Consider the following 21,009-nt stretch of genomic DNA (forward strand, 5'->3'; position numbering starts at 1 on the left):
CACAGCGTCGGAAAAGCCTTGATGCTGATCGCCTTGGCGATATTTCAGGAGAGCGTGCGGGGAGAAAATTCTTGACAAACGAGCCCATGTTTAGCAGATAACCAGATAGTAAATGTCATGTTTGACGGGTCGCTTGGAAATGCTCGTTTGTAGCTGCAACTTCATCACAGACAAGGAAATCGAAGACACCATTGTCGCCTTGCTCGACGAGGATTGCTGGCAATTGATCGTGCCTTCGAAAGTCTATCACGCGATGGCGAAGCGTGGGCGCTGTTGCGGCTGCTTCCCGAATGTCGTCGACATCATCATTCGCACGACAGAGCGTTACCATCTGGAACACCCCTCGACAGAAGCCGAAATGTTCGATTTCATGTCGCGCTTGAAACGATTCCATGAAGAACAAAGGAGAGCGGACATTGAAAGGCGACAAAAAAGTCATCGAGCAGCTTAACGAGGCCCTGTTTCTGGAGCTCGGCGCTGTCAATCAGTACTGGCTGCACTACCGGCTGCTGCAGGATTGGGGCTACACCAAGCTTGCCAAGAAGGAACGCGCCGAATCGATCGAAGAAATGCAGCACGCCGACCGACTGGTCGACCGCATCATCTTCCTCGAAGGCCACCCGAACCTGCAGACAGTCGCGCCGCTTCGTATCGGCCAGAATGTCAAGGAAGTGCTTGAGGCCGATCTCGCCGGCGAATATGACGCCCGCAAGGCCTACAAGAAATCCCGTGACATCTGTCATGACGCCGGGGACTATGTCTCCATGAAGCTTTTCGAAGAGCTGCTGATGGACGAGGAAGGTCACATCGACTTCCTGGAAACCCAGCTGGAGCTCCTCGGCAAGATCGGCGAAGAAAAATACGGTCAGCTCAATTCCGATTCCGCCGACGCCGCGGAATAAACGGACAAGCGATTGCAAAAATCAGAAACCCGGCTCGAAAGGCCGGGTTTTCTTTTGGGTGACAGGTTCTGCCTTTCTCAGCCGCCGGCGAGATGCGCGAACTGTGCGACCACCTGCTCGTAGACCTTGCGCTTGAACGGCACGATCAGCTCCGGCAGGTCGCCCATCGGCTTCCAGTCCCAGGCGTCGAATTCGGCCTCATGGCCACCCGGGGGCGGATTGATGGCGATATCGCTCTCATCGCCTTCGTGGCGGAACGCGTACCATTTCTGCGTCTGGCCGCGATACTTGCCTCTCAGACCGATGCCGATGAGGTCTGACGGCAGGTCGTAGTTGATCCAGCCGTCGCTTTCGGCGAGAAGCGAGACGGATTTCATTCCGGTCTCCTCGTAGAGCTCTCGGTAGGCGGCCTTCAGCGGCTCCTCGCCCTTGTCGATCCCGCCCTGCGGCATCTGCCAGAGCTGCGGCGACCCGTCATATTCGGAGTTTCCATCCGGGATCCGTCGGCCGACCCAGACGAGGCCGCCGGCGTTCAGCACCATGACGCCCACACAGGGACGATAGGGAAGATCTTCCGCTTTCACCTTGCCGGCCTTCTTGTTCATTGACTGTCCTCGTGCATATTCCATGTCGTTCATGGCTTACTGATCATTGGCGGTCGCCAGGGCGGACACTCCGACGATCTCGATTCCCCGGCGCTCGGCGTCCTTGCTCCATTGGGCAATGGCGGCAATGCTTTCGTCGAAGGCCGAGGCGATGCCGACCGCGGACCCCTTGCGCTGGGCGATCCGCTCCAGTTCGTCGAGCTTGCCCATGATGGCGGCACGGTTTAGATCGCCGTCGAGCAGAACGTCGCCCACCGAATAGGGCATGTCGAGCGTCTTGGCGAATGTTCCGGTTAGCGAACGGCCCGAAGAGCCGTCGTCCAGGAACAGCAGGCCGCGCGAGGCGATGTCCCGCATCACCGGGTCCAATGCGTCCGAATCCGCCAGGAAGCGCGATCCGAGATAGTTCATCACGCCGGTATAGTTGGTGATCTGCCCCATGGCGCGGTGCAGCTTTTCGATGTTTTCGCTGGCGCTCTCTCCGACCGTCAGCATGTCGCGCGACAGGTCGTTCGCTGGATAGGAGAGGGGCTCGAACGGCACCTGGATCAGGATCTCGTGGCCGCCGCGGCGGGCCTCCTGCATCCATCGCTGCAGGCTGTTGCCGCTGGAGGCGAAGGCGAAGGTCACTTCCGGCGGCAGGCGGTCGATGGCGTGCTTCGTGCCGGTCTGGCTGAGGCCGAGGCCGCTGACGACGATCGCAATCCGGTTGCCATAGGCGCCGGACCACGGGCGTGCATACTGGTCGACGGGCCGCAGGCCGCCGTCGCCGACCTTCGGCAGGTCGCCATAGGGGCTCGCCTCGATCAGGTCCTGGTTCGGCACCGCGGCCATGCGCGGGTCCTGTCCGACCTGCTGGGCGCTGACGATCACCGGTCCGCTGTCGTCGCGCGAGCCGGGCGAAAACTTGGTCACGACCTTGCCGTCGTCGGTCTCGGTCCTCTCGACCCGTGCACCGGAGCGCGCATCTGCACGCGGCAGTCCCTGCGCGACCGTCTTCGCGGCGTCGCCCGGCGCTGCGGCGGCAGAAGGAGGCGGTGTGCCGGCGGCGACCTCTGTGGCCGTAATGTCGCCGGGCGCAACCGTGCCGACAAAGCGGGATGTGGCGGTGGAATAGGCAGACAGGCCGAGGATCGGCACGACGATGATGGCCGCCGCAACATGCGTGCGCGTCAGCCAGCCGAGGCGCTTGCGGCGCGGCGGTCGATCCTGTCCGAGGGGGGAATGGAGGTCCGTCTTCACGCGGCTGTCCCGGTTGAAGGCTACGGAAGCGGCAGGGCGCGGTTCCCGAATGAGAACCGCGCCCTTCGCATTACTTCTTCAGAAGCTCGGCCTTTTCCGGATTGGCCGGGAAGGCCGGATCCGTCTTCTTGCCGCGCAACAGGTCCAGCGCATAGTTGAGCTGGATGTCGTCCTTTTCATCCGGCGGCACGTAGGCGATCGAGCCCGAACCTGCATCGGTTTCGCTCTGGCCCTGGATGTGGCCGCGCAGGCTGGATTCGCCTTCGGTGCGGATCTTGCCCTTCAGGTCGTCGGGCAACGGCTGTTCGACCGTGATGTCCGGCGTGATGCCGGTACCCTGGATCGATTTGCCGGACGGCGTGTAGTAGAGCGCGGTGGTCAGGCGAAGCGCGCCGGCATCGCCGAGCGGGATGATCGTTTGAACGGAGCCCTTGCCGAAGGACCGGGTGCCGACAACGGTTGCGCGATGCAGATCCTGCAGGGCGCCGGCGACGATTTCCGAAGCGGAAGCCGAACCGCCGTTGACGAGCACGATGACCGGCTTGTTATCGGCGAGATCACCCGGACCGGCGTTGAAGCGGCGGGTTTCCTCCGGATTGCGGCCGCGGGTCGAAACGATCTCGCCGCGTTCCAGGAAGGCGTCGGACACGTTGATCGCCTGGTCGAGGAGACCACCCGGATTGAGCCGCAGATCGAGCACGTAGCCCTTCAGCTTGTCTTCCGGCACCTGCTCCTTGATCTTGTCGAAGGCCTTTTCGAGATCCGGGAAGGTCTTCTCGGTGAAGGAGATGATGCGCATGTAGCCGACGTCGCCGTCATTCGCCTTCTCGACCCGCCACTTGACGGCCTGGACGGCGATGATGGCGCGTTTGACCTCGATATCGATCGGCTTGTCGGCGCCCTTGCGCAGGATGGTCAGCTTGATCGGCGAACCGACCTCGCCGCGCATCTTGTCGACCGCCTGTGCCAGCGTCAGGCCGCGAACATCGGCGCCGTCGATGGCGGAGATGAGGTCGCCGGAGAGAACGCCTGCCTTGGCGGCCGGCGTGTCGTCGATCGGCGTGATGACCTTGACGAGGTCATTCTCCATCGTGACTTCGATGCCGAGACCGCCAAATTCGCCACGCGTCTGGGTCTGCATGTCGGCCGCGTCCTGGGCGTTCATGTAGCTCGAATGCGGATCCAGAGACGTCAGCATGCCCGAAATGGCGGCTTCGATCAGCTTCTGTTCGTCCGGCGGCGTCACGTACTGGGCGCGAATCCGCTCGAAGACGTCACCGAAGATGGCAAGCTCCTTATAGGTCGAAATCCCTGCTGCCTGGGCGGGGATGCCGGCCGAATAGAGAACACCCATCGCCGTTGCTCCCATGAGAGCCCCTGCGACAACGAGAGAGACCTTACGTATCATTGCGTGCCTTTCCAGTGCTTTTCCCGGTCCACCAGGGGGCAGAATCAACCGGCTCCCCGTCATGTCTGAATTCAATGTAAAGTGTTGGCTGACTTGTTTCCAGCGCCAATGCGGCGGCGCTTGCAACTCGTGTCGCGCCCATGACCGCCAGCGGTTCGCCGGCAAAGACAAACTTACCCTGACTGGTCTTCAGCGAGTCCATGCCCGATAGGATCATATGGTAGCCATCACCCATGTCGAGAATGATCATCTGTCCGTAGCTGCGGAACTTGCCGGCATAGACCACCTGAGCGTCCGCGGGCGCTATCACGAGCATTCCCGCATTCGTCGCGATCGTCATACCCCTTGCAGGATGGCCTGTCCCGTCCGAATCCCCGTATTTGCGCACCACATCACCAGCGACCGGGAATTGCAGTTTATTCTTCAAGTCTTTGAACGGATATGCGGGCGCAATGCGGTTTTTATCGGGCAGTCCACCGTCGGCCAGGCCCTTTGCGTCGTCCGTCTGGCCCTCGCTGTTCTTCAGCCTTTCGACTTCCGCGGCCCTTGCCGCCTCCTTCGCGTCCCGCAGCGTGCCGATTTCACTTTCCAGTGAAGCGATCAAATCCTGCAGGTTGGTCGCCTTGGCGGCGAGTTCTTCGGACTTCTTGCGCTCCGCTTCCAGCTTGGCGGTGTTTTCGTTGTTGACGCGGTCGTTTTCGGCGAGAAGCAGGTCCATGCGCTTTTCCTCTTCCAGGTTCTGCTGGATGATGGAGGCGTAATTGGCCTTCTCGTTGCGCATCGCTGTCTCGACCGATGTCAGCTGCTTGAGTGCCGAAATGAGCTTGTCGGTTTCCTGGCGGATGCCCGGCACGACGGCGCCGAGCAGGATGGCGCTGCGCACCGAGGCGAGCGCATCCTCCGGGCTGACGAGCAAGGCCGGCGGCGGATTGCGTCCCATGCGCTGCAATGCGGCCAGAACTTCGGCCAGAACGCCGCGGCGCTCGTGTAGCGATTCGCGGATCTTGTCCTGCTCCAGACCGAGGGATGACAGCTTCTTTTCGCTTTCGATGACCTTGTCTTCGAGTTGCCGGCGCTTTTCGGCGGATTCGATCAGGGCCTGCTTGATGGAGGCGCTGGTTTTTTCCAGCTCCGCGATGCTGTCCTCGAGCTCCTTGGCCCGCTGGTCGGAGAGCTTCATGCTGTCGGCAAGCGCCTGCATCTCCGCGCGTGTCTGCTCCCGCTTTTCTTCCAGCGCCTTGGCGGGATCTTCGGGGGCGGCTGTATCGGCACCGGCGCCACCGGCAGGAATGGAGTCGGTCGGTGGTTCCTGGGAGTAGACCGGATCCGCAAAGCCCGGCACGCCGAAAAACACGAACAGCAACAGGCCGCCTGCCAGCAGTGGCGGCGCCAGAAGCCAGGCATGTCTCTTGTTGGCTGCGATCTTCATTCCCTCCCAGCGTAAGCCGGCAAGATTGCGCGAAACTATGGCCCGAGGCGGGCCGGCTCCCTCCTTAGCGGAAAAAAGTCAGGAGCGGGAGTGCGCGACGGGTCAGGCGGTCATGCCCGGTGATAGGGATGTCCGGACAGAATGGTGACGGCGCGGTACAACTGTTCTGCGATCAGGATGCGCACGAGCTGGTGCGGCCATGTCATGCGTCCGAGGTTGAGCACGTAATCCGCCTTCTGGTGCAGATCGGGATCGAGCCCGTCGGCACCGCCAATGGCGACCATTAGGTCGCGGCGGCCGTTGTCTTTCAGTGTCTCGAGAAGTTTCGCGAAATCTTCGCTGCCGATCGTCTTGCCGCGCTCGTCGAGGAGAATGAGTGCCGAACCGGTCGGCAGCGCCTTTTCCAGCATCGCGGCTTCTTCGCGCTTGCGCGTCGCGGCGTCGGAGGACCGGCTTTCCTGGACTTCGGTCACGCGGGTGAATTCCAGCCCGATCGCGGGGCCGGCCTTGGAGAAGCGGTCGAGATAGCGCGCCGACAAATCCTTCTCGGGCCCGGCTTTCAGCCGCCCTACCGCAAAAAGGCCAATTCGCATGCTTCTCCCGCCATTTTTTGCGGCGAGCATCCCTGCCGGCCCTTCGAGGCCGTCCGGCGTGCGTTGCCACAATTTTTAACTCAGGCGATCAGATCATGCCTGAGTGCTGCATCAATGCAGTGTTTCGTCCTGAATGTCCGGCGCGGCCCACATCTTCTCGAGGCTGTAGAACTCGCGTACTTCCGGGCGGAACACGTGAATGATGACGTCACCGGTGTCGATCAGGACCCAGTCTCCTGTTTCCAGACCTTCGACGCGGGCGCCGGAAAAGCCGTCATCCTTGAGATCGGAAATCAGGCGGTCGGCGATCGCGGTGACATGCCGGTTGGATCGCCCGGAGACCACGACCATGTAGTCGCCCAGCGCGGATTTTCCAGCAATGTCGATGGTGACGATATCTTCTGCTTTGGAGTCCTCGAGGCTGGCGAGGACAGTTTCAAGAGCACGGGCCGCGGCATCGGCGCCACGTTCCTGGCTCTGCGGGAGATGGACTGGCGTCCTTCCCTTTGCGTGTACTGTTGTCAGGGTTGTTCCTTTCGATCAAAAACAGCACTTTCGACTCGGCTAATGTTTTGCCGAACCGTTAACAAGATAGGCACCGAATGGTTAATGTTTCAAGACGCGGGCCGTCCGGCAGTTAATATCTTGTAAAATGCTGTTGCAGCTTTACCAGTCACTTGGGGCGATGTGGGGGCTCTCATTCGGCTGAGGCCTGGCTGCCGTTGCGTATGGCCGTCGAGCTCAGCGCGGAGCGGGGGCCGTGAATGAAGGTCCATGCCGGTGCCTTGCGGGCCGAGAGCGTGCCGGCATCCTCCTCGTCGATCCTGGCGCGGGCAAAGGTCTTTGCCATCTTGGAGGACAGGTAGGAGAGGGTCGAACCCGGCCGGTCGATGACGGCGATGGGAAAGGTTTCGGCGATGCCCTGCCAATGCTGCCAGCGATGGAAGGACTTCAGATTGTCCGCGCCCATGATCCAGACGAAGCGGACGTCGGGGTTGCGCGCCTTGACGAAGGCGAGCGTCCTGGCCGTGTAACTCTGGCCGAGCGACTTCTCGAAGGCGGTGATCTTGATCCGCGGATCGTGTGCAAGCCTCTCGCTCTGCTCCAGCCGTTCGGCAAGCGGCGCGAGGCCGGAATGGTTCTTCAGCGGATTTCCCGGCGTCACCAGCCACCATACCTGATCCAGGCGCAGGCGACGTAGCGCGATCTCGGCGACCAGCAGGTGCCCCTCGTGCGGCGGATTGAACGACCCGCCGAACAGGCCGACCGCCATGCCCGGTTCCACGTGCGGCATGATCAGGTGCCGTCGTTCTATCGCTTCCGTCCCCACGTCGGCAGTTTCCCCTCGGTTGGAGCCGGCTTACGGCCGGGTCTGGCCGCTGCCGCGGACACGATACTTGAACGAGGTCAGCTGTTCGACCCCGACAGGGCCGCGGGCGTGCATCTTGCCCGTTGCAATGCCGATCTCCGCGCCCATGCCGAACTCGCCGCCATCGGCGAACTGGGTGGACGCATTGTGCAGCAGGATCGCCGAATCGATCTCGTTGAAGAAGCGTTCGACGGCTGCCGGGTCCTCGGCGATGATCGCTTCGGTGTGGTGCGACGAATACTTATTGATGTGGTTGATCGCTCCGGAAACGCCATCGACAAGGGCGACCGAAATGATCGCGTCGAGATATTCGGTCGACCAGTCCTCTTCCGTCGCCGGCTTGAAGGCCGGGAAGACCTTCAGCACGGTGGCGGAGGCGCGAATTTCGCAGCCGGCCTCGGTCAGTGCTTCCAGGAGCGGCATCAGGTGCGTGCCGATTGCGGCACCGTCGACCAGCAGCGTTTCGGCGGCACCGCAGACACCGGTCCGGCGCATCTTGGCGTTGACGACGATCTTCTTGGCCATTTCCAGGTCGGCGGAAGCATCGACATAGATGTGGCATATGCCTTCCAGATGGGCGAAGACGGGAACGCGTGCCTCGCTCTGGACGCGGGCGACAAGGCTCTTGCCGCCGCGGGGAACGATGACGTCGATCGCGCCGTCAAGGCCGGTCAGCATCGCGCCAACCGCCGCGCGGTCGCTGACGGGCACGAGCTGGATGGCATGTTCCGGCAACCCGGCGGCCTTGAGGCCGGCAACCAGGCAAGCGTGGATCGCGCGCGATGAATTGAGCGAATCCGATCCGCCACGCAGGATAACGGCATTGCCGGCCTTGAGGCACAGTGCGCCGGCATCCGCCGTCACATTCGGGCGGCTTTCGTAGATCACGCCGATGACGCCCAGCGGGGTGCGGACGCGCTCGATCTGGAGGCCGTTCGGACGGTCCCAGGCGGCGATGACTTCGCCCACCGGATCCTTCAGATCGGCAATCTGGCGGATGCCCTCGGCCATGCCGGCAATCCGCTCTTCCGTCAGCGTCAGGCGATCGACGAAGGAATCGGCGAGGTCGTTCCTTGCGGCGTTCTGCAGATCGATCGCGTTGGCGGCGAGAATGTCTTTGCTGGCGGACGCCAGCGCGTCGGCCATGGCCAGCAGCGCCTGGTTCTTCCGCTCCGTCGAGGCGATGGCGACCTTGCGCGATGCCGCCTTGGCATTGCGGCCGATCTCGCTCATCAATGCATCGATGCTGATCATGCCGTCAGACATGGCTTGCGTCCTTCTCCCTGTCGGTCCTGCGTGCCGACGCTGTCGCCGTCATCACAAGATCGTCCCGGTGCACCATGGCCGAACGGCCGGCATATCCGAGTATCGCTTCAATTTCATTGGACTTGCGGCCGGTGATCTGGCGCGCCTCGCTCGCGTCGTATCCGGCAAGTCCGCGGGCGATTTCGCGGCCGGAAGGACCGAAAATCGCAATTGTGTCGCCGCGTTCGAACTGGCCGTTCACCAGCGTGACGCCCGCGGGCAGAAGGCTCTTTCCGGCGGAAAGCGCTCGTTCCGCGCCGGCATCGACATGCAATTCGCCGGCCGGCTGCAGCTTGCCGGCGATCCAGGTCTTGCGGGCGGTGACCGGCGTGCCGGACGGAGCAAACCATGAGGAGCGCGCGCCCTTGTCGATCGCCGAGAGCGGATGGTCCATCTTGCCGGAGGCGATGATCATGGCGCAGCCCGCCGACGTGGCGATCTTGCCGGCATCGATCTTGGTGCGCATGCCGCCGCGCGACAGTTCCGATGCCGCGCCGCCGGCCATCGCCTCGATTTCTGGGGTGATTTCGGCGATCGCCTCCAGGAATTTCGCATCCGGGTCGAGATGCGGCGGCGCCGTGTAGAGCCCGTCGATGTCGGACAGGAGAACCAGCAGGTCGGCGCCGGTCATGGTGGCGACGCGGGCGGCGAGACGATCATTGTCGCCGTAACGGATCTCGGTCGTGGCCACCGTGTCGTTCTCGTTGATGATCGGCACGGCGCCGAATTTCATCAGCTGGCTGATCGTGGCGCGGCCGTTGAGATACCGGCGGCGCTCCTCGGTATCGCCGAGCGTCAGCAGGATCTGGCCGGCGATGATCTCGTCGCGCGACAGCGCTTCCGACCATGCGCGTGCCAGCGCGATCTGGCCGACGGCCGCCGCCGCCTGGCTTTCCTCAAGCTTCAGCGTGCCGGAGGGAAGCTGCAGCACCGACCGACCGAGCGCGATTGCGCCCGACGAGACGACCAGCACGTCGGTACCCGCAGCCTTCAGCGCTGCAATGTCCGCGCAGACGCTGTCGAGCCAGGCTTTCTTAAGTCCGGACTTTCGGTCGACGAGCAGGGCCGAGCCGATCTTGACGACGATGCGCTTGTAAGCGGAAAGCGGCTGGCGCTGCTGCATGCTATTCCTCGTCCTGCGTCTCGATGTCGGAATGGCGGCCCTTGTCGCGCTTTTGGCGCGGGATGGCGAGGTCTTCCTCTGAGCCGCTGGAGACGATCACGTCGCGCACCGCCCTGAGCGCCTCGGTCATGCCGAGGCCGGTGACGGCGGAAAGCTGGAAGGGCGTCTTGCCGCTGGCCTTGGCAAGCGCCTTGGTCTTCTGCTTCAGCGTCTCCTTGTCGAGAATGTCGATCTGCGACAGGGCGACGATTTCTGGTTTATCGTGAATGCCGTGGCCATAGGCCTCCAGCTCGTTCTTCACGGTCTTGTAGGCCTTGGCGACGTCTTCCTCCATGGCCGAGACCAGATGCAGGAGAACGCGGGTCCGCTCCACGTGGCCGAGGAAGCGGTCGCCGATGCCGACGCCTTCGTGGGCGCCTTCGATCAGGCCAGGAATATCGGCCAGCACGAACTCGCGGTCGTCGATGGTGGCGACGCCGAGATTGGGATGCAGCGTGGTGAAGGGGTAGTTGGCGATCTTCGGCCGGGCGCGGGTGACGGAGGCGAGGAAGGTCGACTTCCCGGCATTCGGCAGGCCCACCAGCCCCGCGTCGGCGATCAGCTTGAGGCGCAGCCAGACCGTCTTCTCGACGCCCGGAAGGCCGGGATTGGCCCAGTCCGGTGCCTGGTTGACCGAGGATTTGAAGTAGGCATTGCCGAAGCCGCCATTGCCGCCAGCGGCCAGCCGGTAGCGCTGGCCTTCCTCGGTGATGTCGATGATCAGCGTTTCGCCGTCCTCTTCCAGGATCTGCGTGCCCACGGGCACCTTCAGGGTGATCGAGTCACCATTGGCGCCTGTGCGGTTGCGGCCCATGCCGTGCATGCCGACTTTTGCCTTGAAATGCTGCTGGAAACGGAAATCGATGAGCGTGTTGAGGCCGTTGACCGCTTCAACCCAGACGTCGCCGCCGCGGCCGCCGTCGCCGCCGTCGGGACCACCGAACTCGATGAATTTTTCGCGCCGGAAGGAGACGGACCCCGCGCCGCCGTCGCCGGACTTGATATAGATTTTCGCTTCATCGAGAAATTTCATGGCAATGCCGTTCTTTCGCTGGCCGAGGCCCTTATTTTCGCGGCTACCGATATAGCCGGACGGTTTCAAGGTCAAAGATAATTGTCACCGGAGGGGCCGCAAGGGCCCCGCCGGCAGATGAAGGATCGGGCGCCGCTTGAGGTCAGGGGCGCCCGATCGTGATGTCAGATCGGCATGTAGCTGCCGAAGGTCAGTTCCGTGGTGATCACGGTGACCGTTTCGCTGCGCGCGGCACACCAGACCTCCCTGCAGCCGGTGACCGCGAAGCCGATCTTGTCCTGGATGGCCAGCGACGCGGCGTTATCGGCGACCGCGCCGGAATGCAGCGTTGCTGCCAGCATCGCGCCGAAGAAACGTTCGGCGACGGCGCTTGCCGCTTCGCTCATCAGCCCCTGGCCCCAATGGGGCCTGGCAAGCCAGTAGCCGAGATGCCATTCGCCGTCGCGGTTCTCGATCGAGATCACCCCGATCAGAGGGCCGCCGTCACGGGTGATGGCAAAGCACCAGCCTTCGGCTTCACCGGACTGCCAGCGTCCCAGCCATTCCTCCGCATCCTCGCGGTAATAGGGCTGCGGAACCGGCGGCAGCATGCGCGCCACGGCATGGTCGTCCAGGCCAAGCGCAATCGCCTCGACATCCGTTGCCGTCACCTGCCGCAGGATCAGGTTCTGCGTGCGGATCTCGGGCTGGCGGGCAAAGGAGATGCGCGCAATGTGCAGTTCTCTTGCGATCGCGTTCATCGTCCGTCCCTCCAGCTCTTCAGCGACAGCCAGGTCTTCCGGTCGAGCCTGAACCATTCGACGGGCATCATGCCGCCGACGGCGAGGCACGGGATCATGCCGGAACCCTGGAACTGGAAGCCGCACTTCTGGATGACCCGGCGCGAAGCGACGTTGACAACCCGGCAGCGCGCATCGATCGCGTCGATGTCACGGGTGCGGAAGGCCATGTCGATGAGCGCGTGGGCCGCTTCCGTGGCGTAGCCCTTGTTCCAGTGCTGCTCGCCGATCCAGTAGCCGATCTCGACGATGCCGGCATCTTCCATATCCGGCTCTATGCCGCAGCAGCCGAGGAATTCTCCATTGGCGGCGTTCGTAATGGCATAGACGCATTTGCCAATCACGCCATTTTCCTTCGCACGTCGGACGAAGTCATGGGCATCGTTGACCGTGTAGGGATGAGGCATGCGCGACACCATGGTCGCAACTGCGGCGTTGTTGGCGAGATGGGCAAGGGCGTCAATGTCGTCTTCGTGCGGGGCGCGCAAAACCAAGCGCTCCGATAACAAGACGGGGCAATCGCTTCTTAACCTGTCCGGCCTTAACCGGCTTTCGGGAGACCGCGATTGGCTCTCCCTCAACAATTCTTCCTGCATGGTTCAGTCCTCCTTCGGAGCAAAAGATAAAGGGGAGTTGGGTGGCGCCCCATCTCCCCTTTTGATCTTGGCCTGAACCTTACAGTCAGCCGGGTCGATGCGACGCCGGCTGTTTAGAGAGTGACCGGCTTACTCTGCTGCTTCTGCCGTTTTCGGCATTACGGACACGTATACGCGGCCGTTGGCCTTCGTGCGGAAGGACACGTTACCCTCGGTAAGCGCGAAAATCGTGTGGTCCTTGCCGAGGCCGACATTGGCGCCCGGATGCCACTTCGTGCCGCGCTGACGGACGAGGATGTTGCCTGCTGCGACGGCTTCGCCGCCAAACTTCTTCACGCCAAGGCGCTTGGATTCAGAATCGCGACCGTTGCGCGAGGAACCGCCAGCTTTTTTGTGTGCCATTGGAGTTCTCCTTTAAACCTTCGTAATCCGTTGTCTTACTTGCCGGCCACGATGTCCGTGATACGGACGACCGTGTGGTGCTGGCGGTGGCCGCGCGAACGCTTGGAGTTCTGGCGGCGGCGCTTCTTGAAGGCGATGACCTTCTTGCCGCGGTTGTGCTCAACAACTTCAGCCTTGACGGCAGCGCCTTCTACGAAGGGAGCGCCGAACTTGGCATCGGCGCCGGCGCCGACAACGAGTACTTCGGTGAATTCAACAGTAGCACCGGCGTCTGCTTCAAGCTTTTCGATGGTCAGCACGTCGTTTGCTGCCACGCGGTACTGCTTGCCGCCGGTTTTGATGACTGCGAACATTTTTTTATCCTTTCATGTTCGTTCCGGCTCTCTCCGGGAAATCGCCCGGGCGGCCGTCTTTTTGTCAGTCGATGTTAAGCAGCGTTTTCAAGAGGTTGAGGTCTCGAACCCGGTCTGCCGGTGAAGCTTTGCAACCATGCAAAGAATTGGTGGGCCTTTTACGGGCTTTTCCAGTCGAAGTGGCTGATACGTGAGAAGCCAAAATCTGTCAAGGCGACATCCCCGGAAACATTTGATTTTCGCCCTTGCCAGCCAGAATTTTCATCGCTATGAGACACCCCGCGCAAATCAAGCGCCGACCAGTTATGCGGAGAGGTGGCAGAGTGGTCGAATGCACCGCACTCGAAATGCGGCATACGGGCAACCGTATCGGGGGTTCGAATCCCCCCCTCTCCGCCATGGTTTTCCTGGGTTTGCCAGGGTTTCCCACTAAATGTAGTTCGCCTTTGCGTTTGACTGTTTCTGCTTGTGTTCGGCAGGGCCACAGTCGGGGCGCTGGTCGGCGAATTCTAGTGCGTCAGCCATTTCACTTTGCTCGCTTCAGATGTGTAAGCCAAATCCATTTCGTTTAACGTATGGGCGTGACGTGTTAAGAGAATGCGTATTTTTTAACGCATCGAGTCGCACATGTTAAAGCCATCCTACCAGTTGCCCAATCTCACAGAGATTGACGGATTGGAGACCGTCGAGGTTCTCAAGGCCCTGGCTTCTGCCAACAGATCTCTTGCTGAGCTGAAAGGGCGCGCGGCAGCAATACCCAACCAAGGCATTCTGATCGACACCCTTGCTCTTCAAGAAGCAAAAGCCAGTTCCGAAATCGAAAATATCGTCACTACCCAAGACGAGTTGTTTCAGGCCGATCTGTTTCCTGAAGGACCCGAGTCGCCGGCTGCGAAGGAGGTGGCGCTCTATCGTGATGCGGTGAAATATGGATTTGCACAGCTGAGCCAGTTCGAGGGCTTGATTACCAATTCAACAATTATTGGTATGTTTCAGCTTCTCAAGCAGCGAGATGATGGGTTTCGGCGGACGTCAGGAACGGCGTTGAAGAACGACCGCACCGGACAAATTGTCTATGTTCCGCCGCAGGACCAGCGGGAAATTGTTGCGGCTATGGATGCCTTGGAGCGGTTCATCAATGATGATCGCTTGTCGTCGCTCGATCCCCTCATCAAGATGGCACTCGTTCATCACCAATTTGAGAGCATACATCCATTTCCTGATGGAAATGGCCGGATCGGCCGAATTTTGAATGTGCTCTATTTGACGCGAGCCGATCTGCTCGAAATTCCGATCCTATATCTCAGTCGAGCGATCAATAATTCGAAGAGCGAATATTACCGCCTTCTGCAGCATGTGCGTGATACTGGAGAGTGGGAAGATTGGATAGTCTACATTCTCAGAGCGGTTGATGAGACAGCAAGGACGACGCTAGATCTTGTCGAAAATATTCGTGACCAGATGGCTTCAATGAAGAGAAGGCTTCGGGAAGAGCTACCGAAACTCTATTCTCAGGACCTGTTGAACAATCTCTTCCGGCACCCATACACGCGGATCGATTATCTTCAAAATGATCTCGGCGTCACCCGACAGACCGCAGCAAAATATCTGGACACTCTTGCGGAGTATGGCTTTCTTGAGAAGCACCAAAGTGGCAGGAATAATTACTACATCAATGAGCCATTGGTTGCTTTGTTTTTGAGCGTATCTGAATAGAGTGCGACGTCCCAAAACAAATAGCCGGGATAATCCTTGGCACCCCTCCAGGGGCATCCTACGCGTAACCTTCAATATCCGTTGGAGGTCACATGGCGACGATCCGGAAGCTCAGAGGGCGCTGGCAAGCGCAGGTGCGTCGGCGTGGTATGAAACCCCGGTGCAAATCCTTTGACAGCAAGCTCGAAGCCGAGAAGTGGGCGCGCGATCTGGAAGCCCAAGTCGATCGCTTTGGTGCTGCTCCAGACACGAAAATCCTTGAAAGCACGACGCTCGGCCAGCTCCTGGAGCGCTACCAACGCGAGATCTCGCCCACCAAGCGCGGGTCCGTGCAGGAGATCCAGCGGATCGACGTTCTGCGTCGTCATGATCTCGCCTACCGCACACTGATCGGGCTCAGCCAGCAGGACATCGCCTCGTTCCGCGACGAGCGCCTACAGTCGGTAGCTCCATCTACCGCTGTCCGCGAGCTAGCGATCCTGAGCCACGTCCTCGAGGTCGCCATCCGTGATTGGGGCTTTCCACTTGCCAAGAACGTCGTCAAGCTGGTTCGCCGTCCGGTGATCCGCAATGAGCGGAGCCGGCGACTGACTGGTGACGAGGAGCAGCGTCTGCTTGATGGCTGCGACGGCGGACAGACGCCATACCCAAAGACGCTGCTCATCCTGGCAATCGAGACCGGGATGCGCCGAGGGGAAATCCTTGGGCTGCGCTGGTCCGACATTTCGCACAATCGCCGTGTCATCACACTCGCCCTGACTAAGAACGGTTCCGGTCGCGAGGTGCCGCTGTCCCAGCGTGCATTCGACGCGCTGATGGATTGGAAAGATCGTGCGCCGGTAGATCAATCTACAGTTTTCCCGATGACGCCTGGAGCTCTGGAACAGGCATGGCGCCGATTACTGATCCGGGTAGGGATTAAGTCGTTACGCTTTCACGATTTGCGCCACGAAGGCGTCAGCCGTCTCTTCGAGCGCGGGCTGAACGTGATCGAGGTTTCCACGATCAGTGGACATAAAGAACTCCGGATGCTTAGGCGCTACTCACATCTATCAGCCGACGATCTGGTCGCGCGCTTGGGATAGATTCATCTACGGCTAACGGCGTTGCCTTGCGCAACGTTTACATCAACCTTGCCTGAGAGCCGCATGCGACAAGGTTGCGGGCAAAATTGGCATCAAATACGTATCCAAGGTTGCGGAAATCCTTGCCGAAACCTGCGGAGATGCCGAATTTTCATTGCCGACCTTTACATGAAGTTTACATTAACTTGACGGATTTGCCCGTTTCGAGCGTTTTTGGCGTTTGTGTAAAGGTTGCGCAACGCGCCTGGGTTGCATTGGTCGGTTGGCGTCTCTTTCCTATGAATCAACCAGCTCTGACTGCCAAATTTCGCGACCGGGGGACGGTTGAGCCGGATGTGGGACGCTACCAAGCACCTTTGGTGCCAGTGGCAAAAACATATCTGCCGGCGCGCCAGGACGCAGCCGTAGGTCCATCCATGTGACTGCGCCGACGCGTAAGAATAAGTATGACCCGCGACGAGAAGCTGACAGCAGTCGCGCGATGCCAACCGCCTCATCTTTCCGTGGACGATCCAGAGCAGAGCTTCCACCTCTCGTTCACGTCCGCCCGGTGCCGCCGGACCTCCTCTGCTATGGCCGCGGATATGGTCAGTCATAGTCCAGTCTGATCACCGGACATCGAAGTCCTAGAAAAAATCAAGCTGCACGATGGGGATGCCTTCCGTAGCGGCGATGATTGGGTGCTCTATCCTCCCATGCCTGCGACGATAAGGCAGAGATGTGTCTGTGGCAGTTGCTTAGCTCTGAACTGCTACCTTTTTGTCGAGGTTGTTCCCTGGCACTAGCTGTCATACTCAGATGGGTGAAAGTAGCTGGCGCCGACCGAGCGCGCCGGTGAGCACCTGTGTAGATCCCCTCCCGGATGAGAACTCCATTCCCGTCCATCTATCGTAAATATGTATATATACTAATAGAATATATATACTTAATATTACGGTGAATTCATTCTCGTCCGGGAGGGAGAGGACTTTCATGCCGGCATTGCGGAACAGCGTCGCTAATGAAAACTCTGCAATCGTTTAGAGTTTTCACTGTGCGTGGAGTTGCAGTCGGTTCAGAAGGTTCTTGCATCCGTTGTAAGACCATTTAGAGCCGCGTGCTGGCTGTATTCCTTGCTCATTAAGGTGGTGCATCAACTTTGTCGGTGTAAGCGGCTCTCCGATCGGCGGAACTGGAACAACAGTATTGCCCAGCTTCGTGGCATTGATGTTCGCTTGGCTGGCCCCCGGAGTTGCAATTGAACGAAGAAAATTTTGATAGCGCGGAGATGACAGGACGGCGTGAATAAAAAATGGATCGTTGAAACGATTAACTCGCAATCTGATGAGGTAGCTGGCGAACGAAGCGTCTATGGTTTCTCTCGCAATTGCAATCTTTCCAACGAGTTCGCGACTATTCGTTCGATTGAATAGTAGGTCGCCGCGCAAGATGTTATGTTTTTCCTTGGTAGCGTCATCAAGCACGGCATACTTCAGGCCGCCCAACGAAAGTTCGCCGTCCTGGATGTTTCCCATTCTCAAAATAGGCGTTCCAACGGGCGCAGATCTCAGAGATGCATTCAGGCCATAGGTGCTGCTATCGAGCAACGTTGAAAGCGGAGCGACCTCCCACTCCTCCGGGATTTCCCCGATCTCCGTTTGCTTGAGCCGCGTATGCCCGATGCCCCTAGTGAGCAGACGCTCCAGCACGCCGTGCTTGACCTTCCGGGTCTGCACGATCACCGCCCGGGTTGCCGCAATGGCCTCTTCGACGCTGGACAGGACTTCAGCAATACGACGTTGTTCGTGGAGCGGGGGCAGCAGTATTGGCATCGTCTTTAGCGCGCCGACGTTGAGGTTTTGTTGCGCCCCGCCAGCCTGCAATTTTTGAACGGCTACACCACCAAGATCTGAGTTCATCCAAACCACAAGGAACGCCGGCAAGAGGCGGTTTTTGTCTGGGCGCGTTATCAGGGTGGTAAATGTTTGAGCACCTTCAAGACATGCAGGAACCAAGGCTGAACGACCGGGATATCCAGTTCTCATAGAAACAACGTCACCAACCCTCACGCGTTTCGACGCGTTCAAAGCATCGTATTCTGGAGAAAGGTAGAGCAGTTCGCTAGTGTCAATGCGTCCATAATTGATGTTCTGGTTGCGAATAAGAGGCACGCCTGTCGTCCGGTAGGCGTGGGTGGCGGATGAAGCGATGCCAACAGAAATATCTTCACAAACGTCGTCGAGCTGTTCGTATACCCATCCCTCCGGCACCTCACGCGACATAACCAAGCTCCCGCAGAAAGACCATTATCCGCGCTTCCGCCGCATCCCGCTCGGCCTGAAGCTGGACCAGCGTTTCCACTTCCGCTGCAACATCGACCTCAGCTGCCTCTTCGCCCAGATGCACATAGCGGCTGATATTGAGGTTGAAATCGTTCGTCTCGATCTCGCTTGCGGGCACCAGTCGCGCCAGCCGCTCCGCGTCGGTAAAGTCGCCATAGGTCTTCGCCAGCGTGGCGACATTGGCGTCCGACAGATGGTTTTGCGCCTTACCTTCGACGAACTGCTCGGCGCCGTTGACGATCAGGATCTTGCCCCTGCGCGCCGCTGGCTTTTGCTTGCGCAGGATCAGAATGCAGGCCGGAATGCCCGCGCCGTAAAACAGGTTGGGAGCGAGGCCGATGACGGCCTCGATCAGATCGTCTTTGATCAGACCCTCGCGGATCTTGCCTTCCGCGCCGCCGCGAAACAGCACGCCATGCGGCAGCACCACGCCGCACACGCCGTCTTCCTTCAGGCTCGCCACCATATGCTGCACGAAGGCGAGGTCGCCATAGGATTTCGGCGGGCAGCCATAGCGGTCGCGGCCATAGGCATCGCCCTTTGACCAGATATCATGGCCCCAGCTTTTGAGCGAAAAGGGCGGATTGGCCAGCACCCGATCAAAGGTGCGGATGGCCTTTACGCTGTCGCCCGTCAGATGTTTGGGCTCCAGCAGCGTATCGCCGCGCGCCACCTGTGCGTCGTCGATATCATGCAGGAAGAGATTCATCTGGCAGATGGCCCAGGTGTTGAGGTTCCGCTCCTGGCCGAACAGCGACAGGCTTTTCGGGTTTTTGCCCTGTCGCTCCAGATGATGCACGGCCTCCAGAAGCATGCCGCCCGAGCCGCAGGTGGGGTCATAGATCGACATGTCCTCTTCCGGCTTCAGGCATTCGACGATCAGACGCACGACCATCTTCGGCGTATAGAACTCGCCACCCTTCTTGCCGGCATCATCGGCAAACTGCGCGATCAAATATTCATAGGCCTGGCCCAGCACATCCGGCTCGACATCGGAATTGCGCAGCCGATAGGTCTCGAAATGCTGCAGCAGCTTTTCCAGCATGGCATCCGGAAAGCGGTCCTTGTTGTTGAAATCGACATCCTGGAAGACGCCGCGCAGCTTCATGTTCGCGTCTTCAATGGCGCGGAAGGCGGCGTTCAGATGGGTGCCGATATCGGTCGTGTGCTTGCGCACATCCTTCCAGAAATGGCCCTTGGGGATATCGAAGCGATGCTCATCCGGATCAGCCGCCAGATCGGCATCGTGATAGCGCGCCAGCCGCTCCTCATACTCCTCCCCCCAGACATCCGAGAGACGTTTGAAGAACAGAAGACCGAAAATGTAGTGCTTGTAATCGCCGGAATCGATAGATCCCCGCAGGATATCCGCCGCCCGCCAGAGATGGTTCTCCAGCTGCGAAAGGGTGAGTGTGCTCACGATATGCCTTCCCCCGTCATGCTTTGCGCCCACAATAGCAAATCGGAGCGCCAGGGCAATTTAGCTGGACATGAAGCTCCAGGCGAATAGAAATTCGTATGCAATCAAAAGTGATGATGATCGGGGTGGGGCGTGAGCGATATCAAACTGTTTCAGTTCGGGCAGGAAGGCGTCGCCGAATTGCCGGGAACGGCTGTCCAGGTCGAAAAATCACTGCAGCTGATGTTCGAAGCGAACCTCGAGGCCCTTCTTGGCGTGCGGTTCCTGGCGAGCGAACACTCGACCGGACCGATACACGGCGGCCGGATTGATACGCTCGGCCTGGACGAGGACAATTCGCCTGTCATCATCGAATACAAGCGCTCCGTGAACGAGAACGTCATCAACCAGGGCCTCTTCTATCTCGACTGGCTGATGGACCACCGGAAGGAATTTCAGTGGTTGGTGATGGAGCGCCTGGGGCAAGAGGTTGCGAATTCCGTTGATTGGTCAGCGCCGCGGCTGCTCTGCATTGCCGGCGACTTCACGCGCTATGACGAGCACGCCGTAAAGCAGATCGCCCGCAACATCGAGCTCATCCGCTATCGGAGGTTCGGAGACACGCTGTTGATGATGGAACTGGTGCATGCGCCGAAGACTGCGAGCGTTAGCACGCGTCAGGGTGTAAGGACAAAGCCAGCAATATCCATTGATGCTGTGACCGATGAGGAGGCTGGCGATGAACTCGATCCTTACTGGATGAGCCGACAAGCCTACCGCCTGTCCCAGGCCTCCAGTGAACTGAGAGACATCTTTGATGCAGCCTACCAGTTTCTGGTGGGTATCGGTGATGACGTGCAGGTGAAGGAGCTCAAGCAGTATACAGCGTTCAAGCGAATCAAGAACTTCGCCTGCCTTCAGATCTACCCACAATCTCGCAACGTCACGGTCTATCTGCGCCTTGATCCGGCGACCGTAGAACTTGAGGACGGGTTCACTCGCAATGTCACTGATGTTGGTCACCAAGGCACGGGCGACCTGGAGATCATGCTGCGATCGATGGCCGACTTCGAGAAGGCGCAACCGCTGTTGCGGCGGGCATATGAAGGTGGGTGATAGACGAACTGTTCGTTTGCCCACCATTTTTCGGCCTTTTTGGACGGCAAACCTGTTTGTAACCCTTCCGCGGAAGACAAGACGATTTGACTTTCACAAAGAGTCCTGAGTGGAAGTCAAGCTGCATTGAGTCCCACAGGCGGAACTCAAATGATTTTGTCTCTCAAAAAATAGATATTTTGACAGTCAATTGG

21 protein-coding genes and 1 tRNA gene are annotated in these 21,009 nt (G+C 59.7%); 6 read left to right on the forward strand and 16 right to left on the reverse strand.

Annotated elements, in window-relative coordinates; all coding sequences use genetic code 11:
* Nucleotides 1-139: 139 nt before the first annotated feature.
* Together ACU5AY_RS17800 and bfr are read left to right on the forward strand one after the other, a co-directional pair.
* Nucleotides 140-451 (forward strand): (2Fe-2S)-binding protein, encoded by a 312-nt coding sequence (locus ACU5AY_RS17800; protein ID WP_446825985.1) that lies wholly within the window; start codon nucleotides 140-142, stop codon nucleotides 449-451.
* On the forward strand, nucleotides 417-902 hold the full coding sequence (bfr, locus tag ACU5AY_RS17805) for a bacterioferritin (protein WP_446822403.1): 486 nt from the start codon (nucleotides 417-419) through the stop codon (nucleotides 900-902). Before ACU5AY_RS17800 ends, bfr begins: the two co-directional genes overlap by 35 nt.
* A gap of 77 nt (nucleotides 903-979) precedes the next feature.
* Here bfr and ACU5AY_RS17810 read toward each other — a convergent pair whose 3' ends face one another.
* The 14 genes from ACU5AY_RS17810 to rplU all read right to left on the reverse strand — a co-directional run bounded on the left by ACU5AY_RS17810 (nucleotide 980) and on the right by rplU (nucleotide 13,178).
* Nucleotides 980-1,507, reverse strand: coding sequence for an RNA pyrophosphohydrolase (locus ACU5AY_RS17810; RefSeq protein ID WP_446827194.1), 528 nt, complete (start codon nucleotides 1,505-1,507; stop codon nucleotides 980-982).
* Between the two features lie 36 nt (nucleotides 1,508-1,543).
* Nucleotides 1,544-2,749 carry a divergent polysaccharide deacetylase family protein gene (locus tag ACU5AY_RS17815; protein WP_446827195.1) on the reverse strand — a complete coding sequence of 402 codons (1,206 nt, stop codon included), beginning with the start codon at nucleotides 2,747-2,749 and terminating at the stop codon, nucleotides 1,544-1,546.
* Between the two features lie 70 nt (nucleotides 2,750-2,819).
* Complete coding sequence (locus ACU5AY_RS17820) at nucleotides 2,820-4,157, reverse strand: S41 family peptidase (protein WP_446827196.1); 1,338 nt, start codon at nucleotides 4,155-4,157, stop codon at nucleotides 2,820-2,822.
* Nucleotides 4,147-5,586, reverse strand: coding sequence for a murein hydrolase activator EnvC family protein (locus tag ACU5AY_RS17825; RefSeq protein WP_446827197.1), 1,440 nt, complete (start codon nucleotides 5,584-5,586; stop codon nucleotides 4,147-4,149). The genes ACU5AY_RS17820 and ACU5AY_RS17825 overlap by 11 nt, the downstream gene beginning before the upstream one ends.
* A gap of 110 nt (nucleotides 5,587-5,696) precedes the next feature.
* Nucleotides 5,697-6,179 carry a 23S rRNA (pseudouridine(1915)-N(3))-methyltransferase RlmH gene (gene rlmH / locus ACU5AY_RS17830; RefSeq protein ID WP_446827198.1) on the reverse strand — a complete coding sequence of 161 codons (483 nt, stop codon included), beginning with the start codon at nucleotides 6,177-6,179 and terminating at the stop codon, nucleotides 5,697-5,699.
* Between the two features lie 111 nt (nucleotides 6,180-6,290).
* Nucleotides 6,291-6,704 carry a ribosome silencing factor gene (gene rsfS / locus ACU5AY_RS17835; RefSeq protein WP_446825986.1) on the reverse strand — a complete coding sequence of 138 codons (414 nt, stop codon included), beginning with the start codon at nucleotides 6,702-6,704 and terminating at the stop codon, nucleotides 6,291-6,293.
* A gap of 172 nt (nucleotides 6,705-6,876) precedes the next feature.
* On the reverse strand, nucleotides 6,877-7,473 hold the full coding sequence (locus ACU5AY_RS17840; protein WP_446827199.1) for a nicotinate-nucleotide adenylyltransferase: 597 nt from the start codon (nucleotides 7,471-7,473) through the stop codon (nucleotides 6,877-6,879).
* Between the two features lie 66 nt (nucleotides 7,474-7,539).
* Nucleotides 7,540-8,814, reverse strand: a complete 1,275-nt coding sequence (locus ACU5AY_RS17845; protein WP_446827200.1) for a glutamate-5-semialdehyde dehydrogenase — start codon at nucleotides 8,812-8,814, stop codon at nucleotides 7,540-7,542.
* The gene (proB, locus tag ACU5AY_RS17850; RefSeq protein WP_446827201.1) at nucleotides 8,807-9,976 is read right to left on the reverse strand and encodes a glutamate 5-kinase; all 1,170 of its coding nucleotides are present in this window, start codon (nucleotides 9,974-9,976) and stop codon (nucleotides 8,807-8,809) included. The genes ACU5AY_RS17845 and proB overlap by 8 nt, the downstream gene beginning before the upstream one ends.
* 1 nt (nucleotide 9,977) lies before the next feature.
* On the reverse strand, nucleotides 9,978-11,048 hold the full coding sequence (gene obgE, locus ACU5AY_RS17855; protein WP_446827202.1) for a GTPase ObgE: 1,071 nt from the start codon (nucleotides 11,046-11,048) through the stop codon (nucleotides 9,978-9,980).
* A 164-nt stretch (nucleotides 11,049-11,212) separates the two neighbouring features.
* On the reverse strand, nucleotides 11,213-11,788 hold the full coding sequence (locus tag ACU5AY_RS17860; RefSeq protein WP_446827203.1) for a GNAT family N-acetyltransferase: 576 nt from the start codon (nucleotides 11,786-11,788) through the stop codon (nucleotides 11,213-11,215).
* Nucleotides 11,785-12,423: a GNAT family N-acetyltransferase gene (locus ACU5AY_RS17865; RefSeq protein WP_446827204.1), complete on the reverse strand. Its 639-nt coding sequence runs from the start codon at nucleotides 12,421-12,423 to the stop codon at nucleotides 11,785-11,787. Before ACU5AY_RS17865 ends, ACU5AY_RS17860 begins: the two co-directional genes overlap by 4 nt.
* Before the next feature lie 129 nt (nucleotides 12,424-12,552).
* Nucleotides 12,553-12,825, reverse strand: coding sequence for a 50S ribosomal protein L27 (gene rpmA, locus ACU5AY_RS17870; RefSeq protein WP_446822415.1), 273 nt, complete (start codon nucleotides 12,823-12,825; stop codon nucleotides 12,553-12,555).
* 35 nt (nucleotides 12,826-12,860) lie between these two features.
* Entirely contained in the window at nucleotides 12,861-13,178 is a 318-nt protein-coding gene (gene rplU, locus ACU5AY_RS17875; RefSeq protein ID WP_446822416.1) for a 50S ribosomal protein L21, read from the reverse strand.
* Between the two features lie 309 nt (nucleotides 13,179-13,487).
* Here rplU and ACU5AY_RS17880 point away from each other — a divergent pair.
* The 3 genes from ACU5AY_RS17880 (at nucleotide 13,488) to ACU5AY_RS17890 (ending at nucleotide 15,979) form a co-directional block, all read left to right on the forward strand.
* A tRNA-Ser gene (locus ACU5AY_RS17880) sits at nucleotides 13,488-13,577 on the forward strand.
* Between the two features lie 228 nt (nucleotides 13,578-13,805).
* Nucleotides 13,806-14,894, forward strand: coding sequence for a Fic family protein (locus ACU5AY_RS17885; protein WP_446827205.1), 1,089 nt, complete (start codon nucleotides 13,806-13,808; stop codon nucleotides 14,892-14,894).
* Between the two features lie 92 nt (nucleotides 14,895-14,986).
* Nucleotides 14,987-15,979 (forward strand): site-specific integrase, encoded by a 993-nt coding sequence (locus ACU5AY_RS17890; RefSeq protein ID WP_446827206.1) that lies wholly within the window; start codon nucleotides 14,987-14,989, stop codon nucleotides 15,977-15,979.
* Nucleotides 15,980-17,007: 1,028 nt separating this feature from the next.
* Here ACU5AY_RS17890 and ACU5AY_RS17895 read toward each other — a convergent pair.
* Both ACU5AY_RS17895 and ACU5AY_RS17900 read right to left on the reverse strand, forming a co-directional pair.
* On the reverse strand, nucleotides 17,008-18,240 hold the full coding sequence (locus ACU5AY_RS17895; protein ID WP_446827207.1) for a restriction endonuclease subunit S: 1,233 nt from the start codon (nucleotides 18,238-18,240) through the stop codon (nucleotides 17,008-17,010).
* The gene (locus ACU5AY_RS17900) at nucleotides 18,230-19,720 is read right to left on the reverse strand and encodes an N-6 DNA methylase (protein ID WP_446827208.1); all 1,491 of its coding nucleotides are present in this window, start codon (nucleotides 19,718-19,720) and stop codon (nucleotides 18,230-18,232) included. The genes ACU5AY_RS17895 and ACU5AY_RS17900 overlap by 11 nt, the downstream gene beginning before the upstream one ends.
* Before the next feature lie 132 nt (nucleotides 19,721-19,852).
* Between ACU5AY_RS17900 and ACU5AY_RS17905 the strand changes: the two genes are divergently transcribed.
* Nucleotides 19,853-20,815, forward strand: coding sequence for a DUF5655 domain-containing protein (locus ACU5AY_RS17905; RefSeq protein WP_446827209.1), 963 nt, complete (start codon nucleotides 19,853-19,855; stop codon nucleotides 20,813-20,815).
* The last annotated feature ends 194 nt before the right edge of the window (nucleotides 20,816-21,009 follow it).

It is taken from the genome of Rhizobium sp. PAMB 3174, from assembly GCF_052908375.1.